This is a genomic window from Patulibacter ginsengiterrae (genome assembly GCF_056269115.1).
In genome coordinates this window covers 36,667-54,714 of record NZ_JBWDOG010000021.1, presented here as the reverse complement: position 1 = coordinate 54,714, position 18,048 = coordinate 36,667, and the positions used below count along the sequence as shown (strand labels likewise).

Sequence of the window (18,048 nt, the reverse complement as noted above, 5' to 3'; positions counted from 1 at the left end):
ATCAGTGGGACATCGATGTACCGAGGCTAGCGCGTCGGGAGCCCCAAGGGAAGCCCGCCGCTGTCCCGGACGGACAAGTCGCCGCCCGTGCGGTTGGACAGCGGCCCCTACCGCCGGTCGCAACCTTCGGGTGAACTGGGGTGGTGGTCTCGCACCCCGCCACTCCGCCCGCCGTGTCCGGGGCGGTCTTCCCGCAGACGAAGTTCCACCGACCACCGCCGGGCGAGGAGCACGTGCCGCGGAGCGGGCTGCTCGATCGGATCGCTCGCAGCGGCGCCCGGATGCTCGACGTCAGCGCGCCGCCCGGGTACGGCAAGAGCACGCTGCTGGCGCAGTGGGCGGCCGTCCGTCCCGATCCGTCCCGGACGGCCTGGGTCGCGGTCGACGCCGACGATCGCGGCCCCCGACTGTGGTCGGCCGTGCTCGCCGCGCTGCACCCGGTCCTCGGGGACCGGCTCGAGCCGGCGCTCGAGGCCGCCGGCTCCGGCGACGCGGACCTCCGCGACGAGGTCCTCGTCGCGCTGCTCGACGCGCTCGCCGAGACCCCCGAGCCGGTCGCGTTGGTGCTCGACGACGTCCACCTCGTGCTCGACGACCGGCGGACCGCCGACGGCCTCGACTGGGTGCTCGACCGCTGGCCGGCACCGCACGCCGTCGCGCTCGGCTCGCGGCGCCCGTCCGAGCTGGCCGGACTCGGTCGCCGGCGGATCCGCGGCGAGCTGTTCGACGTCCGCACCGATGCGCTGCGGCTCGATCGCGGGGAGGCGACCCGGTTCCTCCGCGAGGGGCTCGGCCTGACGCTCGACGACGCGACGATCGCCACCCTCGAAGGGCGGGTCGAGGGCTGGCCGGCGGCGCTCCACCTGGTCGCCCTGCGGCTGCGACAGGGGGACCCGGCCGAGCGCGTGCTCGCTCGCTTGGGCGCCCGCGACGAAGGCCTGTTCGGGCACCTCGCCGACGAGGTCCTCGACTCCCGGCCGGAGCACCACCGGCGGTTCCTGCGCGAGACGTCGCTGCTCGGGCGCTTCACCGCCGACCTCGGCGCCCGCACGCTCGGCGGCGACGAGGACCAGGCCCGCGCGGCCTTCCGCGAGCTGACCCGGACCTCGCTGCTGCTGACCCCGCTCGACCGGACGCGAACCTGGTTCCGCTGCCACCCGCTGCTGCGCGACGTGCTCCGCGGACGGTTGGAGGACGAGGACCCGACCCGCGCTCGCGAGCTGCACCTGCGCGCGGGGCGCTGGCTGGAGAGCGAGGGCGGCGAGCACGAGCTGTACGAGGCGGTCGAGCACTACCTCGCCGCCCGCGCGTGGGATCCGGCCGCCGAGCTGCTGGCCCGGCACAGCCTGCGGCTGGTCGGCTTCGGCACCCTCGGCGAGCGGACTCGCGACTGGCTCGGACGGTTCCCGGCGACGGTGGTCCGCGACGACGCCCGCCTGGCCTACGTCAGCGCGCTGGTCGCCGCCGTCGACGGCGACCGGACCGCCCGCGACCTGTGGTTGGCGGCTGGGGCCGCGGCGGGCTGGACCGGGCCGATGCCGGACGGGACCGGCTCGTTCGCGCTCGCCGCCGAGACGCTCAGCGCGATGGTCTGCTTCGACGACCTCGGGACGGCGGTCGTCGCGGCCGAGCGGGTCCTCGACGAGCTGCCGCGGGCCGCGCCCGCCCGGACCGTGGTCGAGGCGCTGACCGCCTGGCACGAGCTGCTGCGGGGCCGGCACGACGCCGCCACGCTGCTGGCCGAGCGGGCGCTCGCCGGACAGGAGCTGCTGCCGTCGGTCGGGCTGCCGCTGGTCGGCTCGCTGTCGCGGGCGGTGCTGGCGCTGGTCGCGCTCGAGCGCGGCGCGGTCGACGGCGCCGTCGGTCTGGTCGAGGGCGCCGAGGTCGCGCTGCGTGCCGGTCCGTCCGGGACGGACCCGCACGGCCTGCCGGTGGTCTGCGCCCGAGCGCGGCTGCTGGTCGCCCGGGGGCAGCCGGCGGAGGCGGCCGATCGCTGCCGTGCGGCCCTCGACCAGACCGACGGCTGGCGCGACTCGTCGCTGATGCTGCCGGCGCTGCTGCTGGAGCTGGCGCGGGCCTGCGCCGCCGACGGCGACCGCGACGGAGCCCGCGATGCGGCCGGCCGCGCCCGCGCCCGGCTCGACGCAGCGCGCGATCCCGGGTCGTTGCGGTCGGCCCTGGCCGCCGTCGGCGGGGTCCGCGCGCTTCGACCCGCGACCGCCGGAGCGCCGGCGCCGCTGAGCGACCGCGAGCACGACGTCCTGCGTGCGCTCGCCGGCAGCGGCAGCCTGCGGGAGATCGCCGACGGCCTGCGGCTGTCCCGCAACACCGTCAAGACCCACGTCCGGACCCTCTACGCGAAGCTCGCGGTCGGCACCCGGCGCGAGGCGGTCGCCCGCGGCCGCGAGCTGGGCTACCTGGGTGGCCGTTCGCGCCACCGCGACCCGAAGGACCGACCATGCCCCTGAGCGACCGGACCGTGCTGGTGGTCGAGGACCACGCCTTCCAGCGCCGGACGATGCTCCAGATCCTCGCCAACCTCGGTGCGGACGGGCTGCTCGAGGCCGCCGACGGGGACGGGGCGCTGGCGCTGGTCGCCGACGGGCCGGTCCCGGACGTCGTGCTCTGCGACCTCGACATGCCGGGGCTCGACGGGGTCGGCTTCCTCCGCGAGCTGGTCGCGCGCGGGGTCGACGCCGAGGTGGTGATCGTCAGCGGGCTGGAGGGCCACCGGCTGGTCGCGGCCGAGCAGGACGCGCGTGCGGCGGGGGTCCGCCTCCGCGGCACGATCAGCAAGCCGCTGACCGCGCGGCGGCTGCTGGCGGTCCTGGGATGAGTGGCCGCGGCGGCCTGCGGTCGCCTTCCGTCCGCCAGGGCCTCGGTGCGCTGCTGGCGGCGGTCGTGGTGCTCGCGCTGGCGCTGCTGTTCGTCACGATCCTCCAGCTGCGGACCGCCAACGACCGGACGACCGCCGAGCAGGCGCGGATGGCCTCGTTCCGCTTGGCGGACCAGATGCGGCAGACCTCGAACGACCTGACGCGGATGGTCCGGCTCTACGTCGCCACCGGTCAGCGCCGCTACCGCGACTACTACGACCAGATCCTGGCGATCCGCCGCGGCGACGCCCCGCGTCCGCTCCGCTACGACAGCTCGTTCTGGGACCGGGTGCTCGCGCGGGGCCGCGCCGAGGTCCGGACCGGCCCGCCGATCTCGCTGCCGGACCTGATGCGACGGGCGCACTTCTCGCCGGAGGAGTTCCGGGCGCTGAACACGTCGCTGCGGCACTCCAACGAGCTGGCGGTGACGGAGGTGCAGGTGATGGCGCGGGTCGCGCCGCGGATCGCGCGCGGCGTCGACGGGCGCTACCCGCGTGCCGTGGCCGCGCAGTACCGGCGGCTGGTCGACGGCCGCTACCACCGGCAGAAGGACCAGATCATGGCCGCGGTCGAGCGCTTCACCAGCCTCGTCGACCAGCGCACCGGCCGCCGCGCCGACGCGCTGCAGGCCCGCACCAGCCGCCTGCTCGGGGCGCAGATGACGATCCTGGCCCTGTTCGTGCTCGCCGTCGCGGCGGCGCTGGTCTACTCGGCGCGGGCGGTGGTCCGTCCGCTCCAGCGGCTGGCGACGGTCGCGCGCGGGATCCGCGAGGGCGACTGGTCGCAGCGCGCGCGGCCGGGCGGCGTCCGCGAGCTGCGCCAGCTGGCGGGGGACTTCAACGAGATGGCCGACGCCGTCCAGGGCGACCTCGCCGGCCGGGTCGCGGCCGAGCGCGAGGCGCGCCGCGCGCGGGAGGCGGCGGAGACGGCCGACCGCGCCAAGTCCGCCTTCCTGGCGATGGTCAGCCACGAGCTGCGGACGCCGCTGGTGGCGGTCACCGGCACGCTCGAGGTGCTGGCGTTGGACGACCTCGACGGGCGCCAGCGTGAGCTGGTCGATGTCGCCCAGCGGTCGGCGTCGACGCTGCTGGCGGTGATCGGCGACGTTCTCGACTTCTCCAAGATCGAGTCTGGGCATCTCGACCTCGATCCGCAGCCGGTCGCGATCGGGCGGCTGGTCGAGGAGCTGGCCGCGCAGTACCGGCACACGGCCGCCGCCAAGGGCGTCACGCTGGGGATCCGCGTCGATCCCGCGCTGGCCGCCGTCCACCGGGTCGACGCCGAGCGGCTGCGGCAGGTGCTCGGCAACCTGGTCGGCAACGCGATCAAGTACACGCCGGGCGGGGCGGTCGAGCTGGCCGTCGAGGTCGAGGCCGGGCGGGCCGGCGACGCGGTCGCCCAGTCGCTCGTGTTCGCCGTCGCCGACAACGGGATCGGGGTCTCGCCCGAGGACCAGATCCGGCTCTTCTCCCCGTTCGCCCAGGCCCGCGCGCGCAGCGACGGCACCGGTCTCGGCCTGGTGATCGCCCGCCAGCTGACCGAGGCGATGGGCGGCGCGCTGACGATGCGGAGCGCGGTCGGCGCGGGCACGACGATGCGCGTCGTGCTGACGCTGCCCGTCTCCGCCGAGGGCGAGCGACGGCTCGGTTCGGCCGGCAGTGGCGGACCGACCGCCCGCCGGCGGCTGCCGAGCCGCGACGAGGCCCGCGCCGACGGCAGCCTGGTGCTGCTGGTCGAGGACCACCCCGTCAACCGGGCCGTGCTCCGGCGGCAGCTCGAGACGATCGGCTTCGTGACCGACGTCGCCGGCGACGCCGAGGCGGCGCTGGAACGGCTGCGCGGCGAGCGCTACGGCCTGGTCTTCAGCGACATCCAGCTGCCCGACGTCGACGGCTACGAGCTGGTCCGGCGCTGGCGGACGGAGGAGCGGACGATCGCCGGGCGGGCGCGGGTCCCGTTCGTGGCCCTGACCGCGAGCGCGCTGCGGGGCGAGGACGAGCGCTGTCGGGCGGCGGGGATGGACGACCTGGTCACCAAGCCGGCGCCGATGGCGGCGCTGGCGGGGACGCTGCGGCGGTGGCTGCCGCACGTCGACTGGGCCGAGCCGATCGGCGACGGCCCGGGCCCGCTCTTCGACCGCGACGTGCTGGCCGAGGTCACCGGCGGCGACGAGGACCTCGAGCGGACGCTGCTCGTGACCTACGCGGCGTCGCTGCGCGAGGACCTGGAGCGGGCCGAGCGGGCGCTGGGCGACGGCGACGGGCCGTCGTTGCGGCGGGTCGCCCACCAGATCGTCGGAGCCAGCCGGACCGTCGGGGCGAGCGGGGTCGCGGAGGCCGCGGCGCGGGTCCAGCGGGCGGTCGCCGACGGCGAGGACCCGGCCGCGCTCGAACGTCGGCTGGCGGCGCTGCGCGAGCAGATCGCCGTGGTGACCGGGCCGCCCGCCGCGGTCGGCTAGGCGGATCGGTCACCGGGGATCAGCCGGCGATCGGCTCCAGCGCCTCGCGGTCGATCGCGCGCAGGTACGGCGCGACCAGCTCGCCGTAGGCGGCCTTGCGGTCGGCGGGCAGGTCCTTCCAGCCGGTCACCGAGCCGCGGCACTCGCCGGCACCACAGAGGCAGCTGGCGGGGAAGTGGTCGATCGTCAGGTTCCGCATCGCGTAGTCGAACGTCAGCTCCTGCCCGCTGGCGATCGGCTCGCGCGCGACGAAGTCGAACGCCTGGCCGGCGTTGAGGCGGACGCCGCAGTTCGGCGCGCAGGAGTGGTTGACCTTCGGGCCGAGTCCGCCGTGGCGGGCCCAGCGGTCGCGCCCGACCTGGGTCGCGTGCGAGTCGTTGCCCGACAGCGCGCCGATCAGGAAGCCGACCATCACGGTCTCGCCTGCCGCGAACGGGCGGGTCGCCAGGACGCCGTCGCCGGTGCCGTCGGGGGTCTCGCGCAGCACGATGCCCTCGTCCGGAGAGACGCTGGCGGTGGACGGCTCGCGCTCGGCGAGGACCGGGGATGCACCGTCGGGCGTCGCGGAGGCGGCGGACAGTGGGGACGAACGAACGTGGGGCAAGGAGACCCTCTCGATTGACGTCCTTGAACGGCGAGTATAGGCCGGGGCCTCGAGCGTGCCCCGGGGTTGACGGCCGGAGCCACCACCGACCGCCGTCCGCGACGACCGCGTCGCGCCCGGCGCGAGTCGACGCTCGCGTTCGGGTCTCGCTCAGCCCTTGCCGGCCACCAGCTGCTCCTCTGCCGTGCGCTCGTCGTAGGCGGCGCGGGCGGCGGCGATCTGGTTCTGGTGGGTCTCGGTCCAGGCCACGAGCGACTGGATCGTGTCGAGCAGGGTTCCGCCGAGGGCGGTCAGCTCGTAGTCGACCCGCGGCGGGACGACGGGATGGATGGTCCGCTTGACCAGGCCGTCGCGCTCGAGCTGGCGGAGGGTGACGGTCAGCATCCGCTGGCTGATCCCGTCGATCTTGCGCTGGAGCTCGGTGAAGCGCAGGGACCGGCCGTCGAGCAGCGCGACGGTCAGCAGCGACCACTTGCCGGCGATCCGGTCGAGGATCTGGCGGACCTCGCAGTCCTCGCGGGTGTCCCACTGGAACGCGTCGCAGTCGTCGTCGGTCGTGCAGAGGTCAGTCGGTGACTTCGAAGTGCCGTCTTCCATTTGCGCCAATGGTGACGCATCATGGGCCTACGTACTAGAGGTAACCGACCGGCCGTCGAGGAACTGCGGCCGGTGCGGCCTCTTGCATCCGTTTCGTCTCGCCGCCTGTCCAGGAGGAATCCGCATGTCCGTACCCGTCGCCCCGCCCGTGGGGGCCTTGCCCGGGATGAGTGCCCGCGCCTGGGCGATCCTGCTCGTCCTCAGCGGGGCGATCTTCCTCGAGGGCCTCGACGTCTCGATGATGGGCGTGGCGCTGCCCTCGATCCGCCGCGAGCTGGACCTGTCGACCGCGAGCCTGCAGTGGGTGGTCAGCGCCTACGTGCTCGGCTACGGCGGCTTCGTGCTGGTCGGTGGACGTGCCGCCGACCTGTTCGGCCGGCGGCGGATGTTCCTGCTGTGGCTGGGGATCTTCGTCGTCTTCTCCGGCCTTGGGGGCCTCGCGCAGGACGGCTGGATGTTGATCCTGGCACGGTTCGTGACCGGCGTCAGCGCCGGCTTCATGGCGCCGGCGGGGCTCTCGATCATCACCACCAGCTTCGCCGCCGGCGAGGCCCGCAACCGCGCGCTGCTGGTCTACGCCGGGGCCGCTGCGGCCGGCTTCTCGCTCGGGATGGTCGCCGGGGGAGTCCTGACCTCGATCGGCTGGCGGTGGGTGTTCTTCGCACCGGTGCTGGTCGCTGCGGCGATCCTGGTGGCGGCGACCCGGCTCCTGCCGCGGGAGTCCCGGCCGGAGCGCCGGCCGCAGCGGATCGACGTCGGTGGGGCGATCACCGTCACCGCGGCGATGCTGCTGCTCGTCTTCGCCGTCGTGCGCGCGCCCGACGTCCCGTGGCTGACGACGGCGGCGGCGGTCGCCGCGAGCGCTGCGCTGGCGGTCGCCTTCGTGGCGATCGAACGTCGGTCGGCGGCACCGCTCGTGCGGCTCGGAGTGCTGCGCTCCGGGCCGCTGGTCCGGGCCAACCTCGGCGCGCTGCTGTTCATCGGGTCGTTCGTCGGCTTCCAGTTCATGGCCGTGCTGTACCTGCAGGAGCTGCGCGGCTGGACCCCGATGCAGACCGGGCTGGCGCTGCTGGTCGCCGGGATCGACGCGATCCTCGCGCCGACGCTGACCCCGTGGCTGGTGCGACGCTTCGGCAACCTGCGGGTGGTGGTCGCCGGGATGGCCACCGGGCTCGTCGCCTACCTGCTGTTCCTGCCGGTCGGGGCGGAGTGGAGCTACCTGCTGATGTTCCCGACCATGCTCCTGCTCGGAATCGCGTTCGCGCTGACCTACGGGCCGCTGACGATCGCGGCGACCGACGGGATCGAGGCGCACGAGCAGGGGCTGGCCAGCGGGTTGCTGAACGTGTCGGTCCAGTTCGGTGCCGCCCTCGGGCTGGCGGTGGTGACGGCGGTCAACCTGGCGGCGACCGGCGGCGACGGTTCGGCGGCGGGCCTGTTGGACGGGTACCGCGCGGCGCTGGTCGTGCCCGCGGTCGCGGCCGGGCTCGGCCTGCTGGTCACCGCCTCCGGGCTGGTCCGGTGGCCGCGCTGGTCCGGGTCGAGGCCCGAGCAGGCGTGCGATCTGGGGTGAGGGCCGGGCCCGCGGGGAGCGTTTCGGGCTAGGGGCAGCCGGAAGGGATGCATTCGATGGCGAACCCCCCGATCACGACGACGATGGCCACGACCGGTGCCGCGACCAGGGCCACCAGCACGGTCTCGCTGAGCGCCCGGCTGCGAAGCTCCGCCGCGTGGGGCCCCTCGCGCCAGCGGCGGATCGCGTAAGCGGCGAGCGCGTAGACGAGCGAGAACCCGAGATAGGTCAGGATCGGGAGCGGACGAACGCTGAACAGCGGCTCGCCGTCGCTGCGCCCCAGCGCGAAGATCACCCAGACCCCGCCGAGGGCGAGCAGCAGCGAGCCGGCCGCGATCAGCGCGGCGTGGGCTTCGCGCCCGAAGCGCGGGGATGGTCGCCGCTGGTGATCGTCGTGTTGCACCTCCGCAGTATCGGGGTGCCACGACCTCGGCGGGGAAGGCTTTGGGGTACTTCACCCCGGGTGATCGAGCCGGTCCCGGTCACCCCGGCTCACCCCTAGCACCGCCCCGGGTGAGGTGAGCACCACCTCACCCCGCCTCCGCGGCGCGGCGACCTGCGCCATCCGGCCACCAGCGGGTCGTCGTCCGCGCTCCAGAGTTGATCGGGGTTCGTGGCCCACCGCTCCGCCGGCGCCGTTGACAGGGCGGCGCCGGCGGGTTGGGAGGTCACGGGCCTCGGTCGGGATCCCGCCGTGGGCGGGGACCGGTCGACCGCCAAGCGGCGGGGCCCGTGTGGTCCCGCCGACCGAACGAGGAGACCACCGTGCAGGTACGACGGCAACTGGGGAACGTACGAGGATGGCTACTGGCTGGAGCGGTCAGCGTGGCGGCGATCGGCGCGATCGGCTGCGGGGCCGACGACGGCGCCTCGACCGCGTCGGCCGACGCCGACGGCGGCAAGACGATCAAGGTCGGGGTCCTCCACTCGCTGAGCGGGACGATGGCGATCTCCGAGGTCTCGGTCAAGGACGCCGAGCTGCTCGCGATCGAGGAGCTCAACGCCGAGGGCGGGGTGCTCGGCAAGCAGGTCGAACCGGTCGTCGAGGACGGCGCCTCCGACTGGCCGACCTTCGCCGAGAAGGCCCAGAAGCTGATCAGCCAGGACCAGGTCGCCGCGACCTTCGGTGGCTGGACGTCGGCCAGCCGCAAGGCGATGAAGCCGGTCTTCGAGCGCAACAAGTCGCTGCTCTACTACCCCGTCCAGTACGAGGGGATGGAGTCCTCGCCCTACATCTTCTACTCGGGCGCGACGACCAACCAGCAGATCATCCCGGCGCTCGAGTACCTGAAGAAGGAGAAGGGCGCCAAGTCGCTGTTCCTGGTCGGCTCCGACTACGTCTTCCCGCGCACCGCGAACAAGGAGATCAAGGCCTGGGCCGCCGCCAACGGGGTGAAGATCGTCGGCGAGGAGTACGCGCCGCTCGGCTCGACCGAGTTCTCGACGATCGTCAACAAGGTCAAGACGGCCAAGCCGGACGCGGTCTTCAACACGCTCAACGGCGACTCCAACGTCGCCTTCTTCAAGCAGCTCGAGGGCGCGGGCCTGCCGGCGACGAAGCTGCCGGTCGTCTCCGTCTCGATCGCCGAGGACGAGGTCCGCGGGATCGGCGCCTCGAAGGTCGAGGGTCAGATCGTGGCCTGGAACTACTACCAGACGACCCCGGGCCAGAAGAACGCCGACTTCGTCGCCGCCTACAAGAGGAAGTACGGCCAGAAGCGCGTCACCGACGACCCGATCGAGGCCGCCTACCTGCAGGTGAAGCTGTGGGCCGCCGCGGTCGAGAAGGCCGGCTCGACCGACGTCGAGAAGGTCAAGGCCGCCTCGAAGGGCCTGACCTACGACGCCCCCGAGGGCAAGGTCACGATCGACGGCGACAACCAGCACATCTACAAGACCGCCCGGATCGGCGTGATCCAGCCGGACGGCCTGATCAAGACGGTCTGGGAGTCGGACGGGCCGATCAAGCCCGATCCCTACCTCAAGACCTACCCCTGGGCCAAGGGCCTCTAGGACCCCACGCCCGGGAGCGCGTCGCCGGCGCGCTCCCGGGCGCCGTCCCGTCCGCCCCCTTCCGGAGCCCTCCATGGACCAGCTCTTCTCCCAAGTCTTCGTCGGGCTCAGCATCGGCTCGATCCTGCTGCTCGTCGCGCTCGGCCTGACCTTCACCTTCGGTCAGATGGGCGTGATCAACATGGCCCACGGCGAGTTCATCATGGCCGGGGCCTACACCACGTACGTGCTCCAGCAGGTGCTGGGGCCGGACGCGGTCTCGACCGCGTTCCTGCTCTCGCTGCCGGTCGCGCTGGTCGTCGCGGGCCTGATGGGCCTCGCGCTCGAGGCGCTGCTGATCCGCCGGCTCTACGGCCGCCCGCTCGACACGCTGCTGGTCACCTGGGGCGTCGCGCTGATGCTCCAGCAGCTCGCCCGCGACCTCTTCGGCGCGCAGAACGTCGAGGTCAAGACGCCGGGCTGGCTCAACGGCGGGACCACCCTGCTGGGCATCGACATGCCCTACAACCGGCTCTTCATCATGCTGCTCGCGCTGGCGGCGACCGCCGGAGCCTGGGTCGTGGTCAGCCGGATGAAGCAGGGCCGGCGGATGCGGGCGGTGATGCAGAACCGGCAGCTGGCCGCGGCCAGCGGGATCGGCACCACCGGCGTCGACCGCCGCACGTTCTTCCTGGGCTCGGGACTGGCCGGCGTCGCGGGCGTCGCGATCACCCAGCTCGGATCGGTCGGGCCGACGCTTGGCACCAACTACATCATCGACGCCTTCCTGGTCGTCGTCGCCGGCGGGCTCGGCAAGCTCCGCGGGGCGGTGATCGCGGCGCTCGTGCTCGGCCTCTGCAACTCGCTGATCGAGTACTGGACCGAGGCGAGCCTGGCGAAGGTGATCGTCTTCGTCCTGATCGTGGCGTTCCTGCAGCTGCGGCCGCAGGGGATCGTCGCCCAAGAGACCCGGGGTCTGGCATGAGCACCGCACTCGGCGGCGTCCGCCGCTACGTCGTCGGCACCCGCGAGGACCTGCCGGGACGGCTGGCCTTCGCGCTGGTCGCCTTCCTGCTGATCGTCGTCGCCCCGTCGATGCTCGGGGACTTCCGGCTCGGCCTGCTGGCCAAGTACCTGGTCTTCGCGATCGTCGCGGTCGGGATCGCGCTGGCGTGGGGGCGGGGCGGGATGCTCGTGCTCGGCCAGGGGCTGTTCTTCGGCCTCGGCGGCTACGCGATGGCGATGCACCTCCAGCTCGCCGAGGCCCCGAAGGGCGAGCCGCCGGCGTTCATGGCGCTGACCGGGGCCGAGCAGGTGCCGGGCCTGTGGGCGCCGTTCGCCTCGCCGGTCTTCACGCTCGCGATGGTGGTCCTGCTGCCGATGCTGGCGGCGACGCTGCTCGGGCTGCTGGTCTTCCGCAGCCGGGTCCGGGGGCCGTACTTCGCGATCCTGACCCAGGCCCTGGCCGCCGCGTTCGTGATCCTGCTGATCGGCCAGCAGCAGGTCACGGGCGGCACCAACGGCCTCACGGTGATGACGTTCTTCGGCCTCGACCTGGCCGATCCGGGCGACAAGCGCACGCTCTACCTGATCGTGGTCGTGACGCTCGGGGCCGTCTTCCTGCTCGCGCGGCAGCTGGTCCGCAGCCGCTACGGGCGGCTGCTGGTGGCGGTCCGCGACGGCGAGGACCGCGTCCGCTTCCTCGGCTACGACCCGACCCGGGTCAAGGTCCTCGCGTTCGCGGCCTCGGCCGGGATGGCGGGCCTGGCCGGCGCGCTGTTCGTCCCGATCGTGGGGATCATCTCGCCGACCTCGCTCGGGGTCGTGCCCTCGATCGAGATGGTGATCTGGGTCGCGGTCGGCGGGCGGCTCTCGCTGGTCGGGGCGATCGCCGGCGCGATCCTCGTCAACTTCGCCAAGACCGAGCTGAGCGAGCAGTTCCCCTCGGCCTGGCTCTACGCCCAGGGGCTGCTGTTCGTGCTCGTCGTCGCGTTCGCCCCGCGCGGGATCGCCGGCTTCGCCGAGTGGCTGTGCGAGCAGGCCGGACGGGTCCGCCGCCCCGGCCGTCACGACGCCCGACCGACCACCCCCGCGACCGCCGAGGAGGCGACATGACCAGGACCACCGCCGTCCGCCCGAACGATCCGCCGCAGACGCCGCCGGAGAAGGCCGGCGAGGCCTTGCTCCAGATCCGCGGGCTGGGGGTCAGCTTCGGCGGCTTCCGGGCCCTGACCGACGTCGACCTCGACGCTCGCGAGGGCGAGGTCCACTTCCTGATCGGCCCGAACGGGGCGGGCAAGACGACCCTGGTCGACATCATCACCGGCCTGACCAGGCCGACCACCGGCTCGGTCGTCTTCGACGGGACCTCGCTGGTCGGTCGCAAGGAGCACGAGATCGTCCACCAGGGCGTGGGGCGGACGTTCCAGGCGGCGACGGTCTTCGAGGCCCTGACCGTCGGCGAGAACCTCGACGTCGCGGCGAGCTTCCGGATGGGGCTGCGGCACCAGCTGCGGCGGTCGCGGGGGATCGCCCCGAAGGTGGCCGAGGCGCTCGAGGTGACCGGCCTCGGGCCGCTCGTCGACCGGCCCGCCGGCACGCTCGCCCACGGCCAGAAGCAGTGGCTGGAGATCGGGATGCTGCTGGCCCAGGGGCCACGGCTGCTGCTGCTCGACGAGCCGGTCGCGGGGATGAGCCCGGACGAGCGGACCCGGACCGGCGAGCTGATCCGCTACGTCGCCGAGACCCGGACCGTGCTCGTCGTCGAGCACGACATGGACTTCATGCGGCGCTTCGCCCACCGGGTGACCGTGCTCCACGAGGGCAAGGTCCTGCGGGCCGACGCGACGGTCGCCGAGGTCCAGGCCGACCCGGTCGTCCAGGAGGTCTACATCGGGCGGGCCAAGGACGACCGCAACAGCGTCTCGCGAGCGGCCACCACGAACGGGGAGCCGACATGAGGCTGACCGCCACCGACCTCGAGGTCGCCCACGGCCGCACCACGGTCCTGTTCGGGGTCTCGCTGGAGTTCGACGAGGGCGGCAGCTGCTGCGTGCTTGGCCGCAACGGCGCGGGCAAGACCTCGCTGATGAACGCGATCATGGGCGTGCTGCCGGTCCGCCGCGGACGGGTCCTGCTCGACGACCGCGAGATCACGAGCCTGCCGCCGTGGGAGCGGGTCCGGGCGGGGATCGGCTACGCGCCGCAGGAGCGGTCCGGCTTCGGCGGCCTCTCGGTGCGGGAGAACCTGCTGGTGGTGCTCGAGTCGCGGCGCGGGGCGAAGCGGTCGGAGCTCGACGAGGTCCTCGACCTGTTCCCGCGCCTGAAGCCGCTGCTCGCGCGCCCGGCGACCTTCCTCAGCGGCGGCCAGCGGCAGCAGCTGGCGATCGCCCGCGCGTTGCTGACCAAGCCACGGCTGCTGCTGCTCGACGAGCCGACCGAGGGGATCCAGCCCTCGATCGTGGCCGAGATCGAGGAGGCGATCGTCCAGCTTCGCCGTCGCGACGGGATCGGGCTGCTGCTGGCCGAGCAGTACGTCGAGATGGCCTTGCGGCTGGCCGACGACTACGTGGTCCTGGAGGCGGGCAACGCCGTCGCCGCGGGCCGGACCGCCGAGATGGACGAGGCCGCCGCGGGGGCGCTGCTGGCGATCTGACCGCAAGCCGGCCGACGTCCGCCGCGATCCGCGCCGGCGGGCCGGAGCCGAGCGTCGGCGGCGGCGGATTCCCCGGCCCTGACTACGGATCCGTAGTCGGTGGACGACGGGCTTTGGCTACGGATCCGTAGTCGATCGACCAACGGTTCGACTACGGATCCGTAGCTTTGTCTTGACATGTGGCGTTGTCAGCTGCATCATCCTGACCCCCATGGTTGTCAAGAGTCGAGAGGGCGCGTCCGAGCTGGTGCGTCCGTGGCGGGGCAAGAGCCCCGAGCAGCGCGTCGCCGAGCGGCGCGAGCAGCTGCTCGACGCGGCCCTCGAGGTGTTCACCGCCGAGGGCTTCCACGGCGCCCGGGTGCGTGACGTCTGCCGGCAGGCCGGCCTGACCGAGCGCTACTTCTACGAGTCGTTCGCCGGCAAGGAGGCGCTGCTGGTGGCGCTCGCCGAGCAGATCGTCGCCGATCTGCTGGCGGCCGCCGCTCCGGGCATCGCCCTGGTCGAGAGCGACCTCGACGCCGGGGTCGACGCGGCCTCGCGGGCGGTCGTCTGCTCGCTGACCGACGACCCCCGTCGGGCGCGGATCCTGTTCGTCGAGGTCGTCGGCGTCAGCCGCGAGATCGAGGACCAGCGGCGGGCGATCATCGGCGGGCTGGCGGAGGTCGTCCGGGCCGCCGCCGCGCAGGCGTTCGGGCCGTGGGTGACCGAGTCGGTCGAGACCGAGTTGGTCAGCCGTGCCGTGATCGGTGCGGTGCAGGAGCTGCTCGTCGCGCATGTGCGCGGGGAGCTGTCGCTGGATCAGGACGACCTGATCCTGAACTTCGGACGCGTGTTCCGGCAGGCGGGGCCGATCGTGGCCGCGATGGCGGGGCAGCAGGACATCGAACGAGCAGGGAGCAGGACATGAGCACGACGACGGCACCGCAGACCCGCGGGGCGGACGAGGCCTACGAGGCGATGCTGCGGACCTTGTCCGAGGGCTCGGTGCACGTGCACTTCGACCCCTACGAGGACATCGACTGGGACGCCCCGGAGATGAAGATCGACCAGCAGGACCCGCGCTGGGTCCTGCGGGCGGAGAACGATCCGCTCGGCGCGACCGCCTGGTACCAGGCCCAGCCGCTCGAGCGGCAGATCGAGATCGGCCGCTGGCGCGTGATGAACGCCGTCAAGGTCGGCGGCGCGTTCGAGAGCATCCTGATCCGCGGGCTCATGCACTACGCGATGGGCCTGCGCAACGGCTCGCCCGAGTTCCGCTACTGCCTCCACGAGATGACGGAGGAGTGCAACCACATCCAGATGTTCCAGGAGCTGGTCAACCGCTCCGGGACCGACGTGCCCGGGATGCGTCCGCTGTTCCGTGCCACGGCGCCGGTGATCGGCCTCGCCGGCGGCTACCTGCCGGTGATCCTGATGATCGGGATCCTCGCCGGCGAGGAGCCGATCGACCACTACCAGAAGTCGATCCTGCGGGAGGGCATCGACATGCCGCCCGCCGTGCTGCGGTCGATGGAGATCCACATCGCCGAGGAGGCCCGCCACATCTCGTTCGCCGACGAGTTCCTGCGCCTGCGGATCCCGCGGCTCGGCCGCGCCCAGCGCGCGTTCCTGTCGGTCGCCTTCCCGATCATCATGCGCTGGCTGGCCGGCGAGATCATGACGATGCCGCGGTCGATCCAGCGCCGGTTCCAGATCCCGGACGAGGTCTACCGCGAGGCGTTCTGGGAGAGCCCGCACTCGCAGCGGATCATGGCCTCGTACTTCGGCGACATGCGGGCGCTGGCGACCGACGTCGGCCTGATGACCCGCGCCGGCCGGCGGGTCTGGAAGCGGCTCGGGATCGACGGCGAGCCGTCCCGCTACCGCGGCGAGCCCGACCGCCGCGCGAGCCTGATCGCCTAGCGCGCCCGACCGCCCACCGTGACTCGAGGGAACCCCTGATGCCGTACGTCGTCACCCAGTCGTGCGTCGGCGACGGCTCGTGCGTCTTCGCCTGCCCGGTCAACTGCATCCAGCCGACGCCGGACGACCCGGCGTTCGAGCTGGCCGAGATGCTGCACGTCGATCCGACGACCTGCATGGACTGCGGCGCCTGCGTCAGCGCCTGCCCGGTCGACGCGATCAAGCCGCACACCGAGCTCGAGGACCACGAGCGCGCGTTCGCGCTGATCAACGCGGCCTACCACCGGGTCCCGCGACGCCGCAACCTGCTGGCCCAGGTGCGGCCGGCGCTGACCGTCCGTGACCGCGGTGAGCCGCTGCGGGTCGCGATCGTGGGCTCCGGTCCGGCGGCGATGTACGCCGCCGAGGAGGTCCTCACGATCCCGGGCGCGCAGGTCTCCGTCTACGAGCGGCTGCCGGTTCCGGACGGCCTCGTCCGCAACGGGGTCGCGCCCGACCATCGGCGCACGCGCCGGGTCAGTCGCCAGCTCGAGCAGATCCGCCAGCACCCGGGCCTGACGATGCACCTGGGCACGGAGGTCGGCCGGGACGTCACCCACGAGCAGCTGTTGGAGACGCACCACGCCGTGATCTACGCGGTCGGGGCGGCCACCGACCGGCGGCTCGAGGTCCCGGGGGCCGACACGCCCGGCGTCCTCTCGGCGACCGAGCTGGTCGGTTGGTACAACGGCCATCCCGATCACGCCGACCGGACCGTCGACCTCTCGCACCGGCGGGCGGTCGTGATCGGCAACGGCAACGTCGCGCTCGATGTCGCGCGGATCCTCACGCTCGATCCGGAGGAGCTGGAGGAGACCGAGATCTCGCCGGTCGCGCTGCAGGCGCTGCGGGCGAGCCGGATCGAGGAGGTCGTCGTGGTCGGCCGCCGCGGCCCGGAGCACTCGGCGTTCACGCTGCCGGAGCTCGTCGGCCTGCGGGCGACGCCCGGCGTGAGCGTGGGCATCGCCGCCGAGGAGGTCGCCGGGCTCTCCGGCGACGACCAGAAGCTGGAGCTGTTGCAGAGCCTGGATCCGCCGGCGCGGTCCGGCCGCCGGATCACGCTGCGCTACCGGCTCGCCGCCGCCGCGATCGACGGTGACGAGACGCTGGAGGCGGTCCGCTTCACGCGCACCGCGCCGCTGCCGGAGGGCGCCGTGGGCACGGGCGAGCCGGATGAGGCTGCGGGTGTGGGCGAGCCGGACGAGGGCACGGGCGGTTCGGAGCGGATCGAGGCCGGCCTGGTGGTCGCGTCGATCGGCTACCGCGGCCTGCCGGTGGCCGGCCTGCCCTTCGACGCCGCGACCGGCACGGTCCCGAACGACGACGGTCGCGTCGTCGGGTCGGCGACGGCCGAGGTCGTGCCCGGCACCTACGTGGTCGGCTGGATCAAGCGCGGTCCGACCGGCTTCATCGGCACCAACAAGGGCTGCTCGCAGGACACCGTCGCGGCCCTGGTCGAGGACTACAACGCGGGCCAGCTGCCGTCGCCGCCGCGCGTTCCGGAGCCGGAGGCCCCGCGGCGGGAGACGCTGCGGACCCGCACCCGCCGCGTGCTCGTCGGCAGCCGCTGAGGATCTCGTCCTCGGGGCGCGCGGGCGCATCGAGGACGGGCGCACCGAGGATCGCCGCGGCGGGGGCGCGGGGCGCTCGTCGTCGGCGGGCCCTCAGGGGCGGAGGGCGGCGAGCACCGCGCTGACCGTCGCCGTCAGGCGGTCGGCGTCGAAGCGCTCGGGGTCGACGACGAGCAGCCGGGCGAAGTGCTCGAGGATCGCCATCAGCGCGTGCGACATCACCTCGCCGTCGAGCTCCGGTCCGCCCCGCAGGGCGAGGCCCGATTCCAGCAGCAGCGCGACCCGCTGGCGGAGGACCTCGCGGTCGCGTTCGATCCGTTCGCGGACGGCCTGCGGCGTCCCGTCGGGGGCGAGCAGGATCGGCCGCCAGGTCAGCGCGTCGCTGGTCACGATCTCGATCATCCGCCGGACCGTCGCGACGACGAAGGCGTCGGGATCCTGGGCCCCGAGGTCGGTCGGCAGCACGTCGACCAGCTGCTGGAGGGCCCGCTGCTCCTGGCGGTCGAGCAGCGCGTAGAGCAGCGGCTCGAGGCCGTCGAAGACCCCGTAGACGACCGGCCGGGTGACGCCGGCCTCGCGCGCGACGGCGTCGATCGAGACGCCCCGGTAGCCGTCGCGGACGATCACCTGGATCGCCGCGTCGAGCAGTTGCTCGCGGCGGGCCTCGGGCGACATGCGCGGCGTGTAGGGGCGGCGGCGGGCCGGGGGCATCGGGGATGGAGCCTGCCAGAAAGCCGGTCGGAAGCACCAGCACTGGCAATTACTACACCGATGTAGTATT

At 73.3% G+C, this 18,048-nt stretch carries 16 protein-coding genes; 12 read left to right on the top strand and 4 right to left on the bottom strand.

Annotated elements, in window-relative coordinates; genetic code table 11:
* Positions 1-143: 143 nt before the first annotated feature.
* From ACVUH9_RS20055 to ACVUH9_RS20045, 3 genes are read left to right on the top strand one after another with little or no spacing between them, the layout of a single operon-like run.
* Positions 144-2,468, top strand: coding sequence for a winged helix-turn-helix domain-containing protein (locus ACVUH9_RS20055; RefSeq protein WP_475760199.1), 2,325 nt, complete (start codon positions 144-146; stop codon positions 2,466-2,468).
* A complete protein-coding gene (locus ACVUH9_RS20050) occupies positions 2,459-2,836 on the top strand; it encodes a response regulator (protein ID WP_475760196.1) in 378 nt (125 codons plus the stop codon). The genes ACVUH9_RS20055 and ACVUH9_RS20050 overlap by 10 nt, the downstream gene beginning before the upstream one ends.
* Positions 2,833-5,334, top strand: a complete 2,502-nt coding sequence (locus ACVUH9_RS20045; RefSeq protein WP_475760194.1) for an ATP-binding protein — start codon at positions 2,833-2,835, stop codon at positions 5,332-5,334. Before ACVUH9_RS20050 ends, ACVUH9_RS20045 begins: the two co-directional genes overlap by 4 nt.
* A gap of 19 nt (positions 5,335-5,353) precedes the next feature.
* Here the strand turns inward: ACVUH9_RS20045 and ACVUH9_RS20040 are convergent, their stop codons facing one another.
* Together ACVUH9_RS20040 and ACVUH9_RS20035 are read right to left on the bottom strand one after the other, a co-directional pair.
* On the bottom strand, positions 5,354-5,938 hold the full coding sequence (locus ACVUH9_RS20040; protein WP_475760192.1) for an SET domain-containing protein-lysine N-methyltransferase: 585 nt from the start codon (positions 5,936-5,938) through the stop codon (positions 5,354-5,356).
* 150 nt (positions 5,939-6,088) lie between these two features.
* The gene (locus ACVUH9_RS20035) at positions 6,089-6,535 is read right to left on the bottom strand and encodes a winged helix-turn-helix transcriptional regulator (protein ID WP_475760190.1); all 447 of its coding nucleotides are present in this window, start codon (positions 6,533-6,535) and stop codon (positions 6,089-6,091) included.
* A gap of 124 nt (positions 6,536-6,659) precedes the next feature.
* On the opposite strand from ACVUH9_RS20035, the gene ACVUH9_RS20030 reads away from it, so the two are divergent.
* Complete coding sequence (locus ACVUH9_RS20030; protein WP_475760188.1) at positions 6,660-8,108, top strand: MFS transporter; 1,449 nt, start codon at positions 6,660-6,662, stop codon at positions 8,106-8,108.
* Positions 8,109-8,136: 28 nt separating this feature from the next.
* Here ACVUH9_RS20030 and ACVUH9_RS20025 read toward each other — a convergent pair whose 3' ends face one another.
* The gene (locus ACVUH9_RS20025; RefSeq protein WP_475760186.1) at positions 8,137-8,511 is read right to left on the bottom strand and encodes a hypothetical protein; all 375 of its coding nucleotides are present in this window, start codon (positions 8,509-8,511) and stop codon (positions 8,137-8,139) included.
* A gap of 362 nt (positions 8,512-8,873) precedes the next feature.
* Here ACVUH9_RS20025 and urtA point away from each other — a divergent pair, with 362 nt between their 5' ends.
* From urtA to ACVUH9_RS19985, 8 genes are all read left to right on the top strand, one after another.
* On the top strand, positions 8,874-10,121 hold the full coding sequence (gene urtA, locus ACVUH9_RS20020; RefSeq protein WP_475760183.1) for an urea ABC transporter substrate-binding protein: 1,248 nt from the start codon (positions 8,874-8,876) through the stop codon (positions 10,119-10,121).
* A gap of 73 nt (positions 10,122-10,194) precedes the next feature.
* Positions 10,195-11,085 (top strand): urea ABC transporter permease subunit UrtB, encoded by an 891-nt coding sequence (gene urtB / locus ACVUH9_RS20015; RefSeq protein WP_475760181.1) that lies wholly within the window; start codon positions 10,195-10,197, stop codon positions 11,083-11,085.
* Positions 11,082-12,215: an urea ABC transporter permease subunit UrtC gene (urtC, locus tag ACVUH9_RS20010; protein WP_475760179.1), complete on the top strand. Its 1,134-nt coding sequence runs from the start codon at positions 11,082-11,084 to the stop codon at positions 12,213-12,215. Before urtB ends, urtC begins: the two co-directional genes overlap by 4 nt.
* The gene (gene urtD / locus ACVUH9_RS20005; protein WP_475760177.1) at positions 12,212-13,060 is read left to right on the top strand and encodes an urea ABC transporter ATP-binding protein UrtD; all 849 of its coding nucleotides are present in this window, start codon (positions 12,212-12,214) and stop codon (positions 13,058-13,060) included. Before urtC ends, urtD begins: the two co-directional genes overlap by 4 nt.
* On the top strand, positions 13,057-13,755 hold the full coding sequence (locus ACVUH9_RS20000) for an ATP-binding cassette domain-containing protein (RefSeq protein WP_475760175.1): 699 nt from the start codon (positions 13,057-13,059) through the stop codon (positions 13,753-13,755). Before urtD ends, ACVUH9_RS20000 begins: the two co-directional genes overlap by 4 nt.
* Positions 13,756-13,966: 211 nt before the next feature.
* A complete protein-coding gene (locus ACVUH9_RS19995; RefSeq protein WP_475760173.1) occupies positions 13,967-14,662 on the top strand; it encodes a TetR/AcrR family transcriptional regulator in 696 nt (231 codons plus the stop codon).
* Entirely contained in the window at positions 14,659-15,657 is a 999-nt protein-coding gene (locus tag ACVUH9_RS19990) for an AurF N-oxygenase family protein (RefSeq protein WP_475760171.1), read from the top strand. Before ACVUH9_RS19995 ends, ACVUH9_RS19990 begins: the two co-directional genes overlap by 4 nt.
* Before the next feature lie 38 nt (positions 15,658-15,695).
* Complete coding sequence (locus tag ACVUH9_RS19985) at positions 15,696-17,267, top strand: 4Fe-4S binding protein (protein ID WP_475760169.1); 1,572 nt, start codon at positions 15,696-15,698, stop codon at positions 17,265-17,267.
* 93 nt (positions 17,268-17,360) lie between these two features.
* Here the strand turns inward: ACVUH9_RS19985 and ACVUH9_RS19980 are convergent, their stop codons facing one another.
* The gene (locus ACVUH9_RS19980) at positions 17,361-17,942 is read right to left on the bottom strand and encodes a TetR/AcrR family transcriptional regulator (RefSeq protein ID WP_475760166.1); all 582 of its coding nucleotides are present in this window, start codon (positions 17,940-17,942) and stop codon (positions 17,361-17,363) included.
* Between the last annotated feature and the right edge of the window lie 106 nt (positions 17,943-18,048).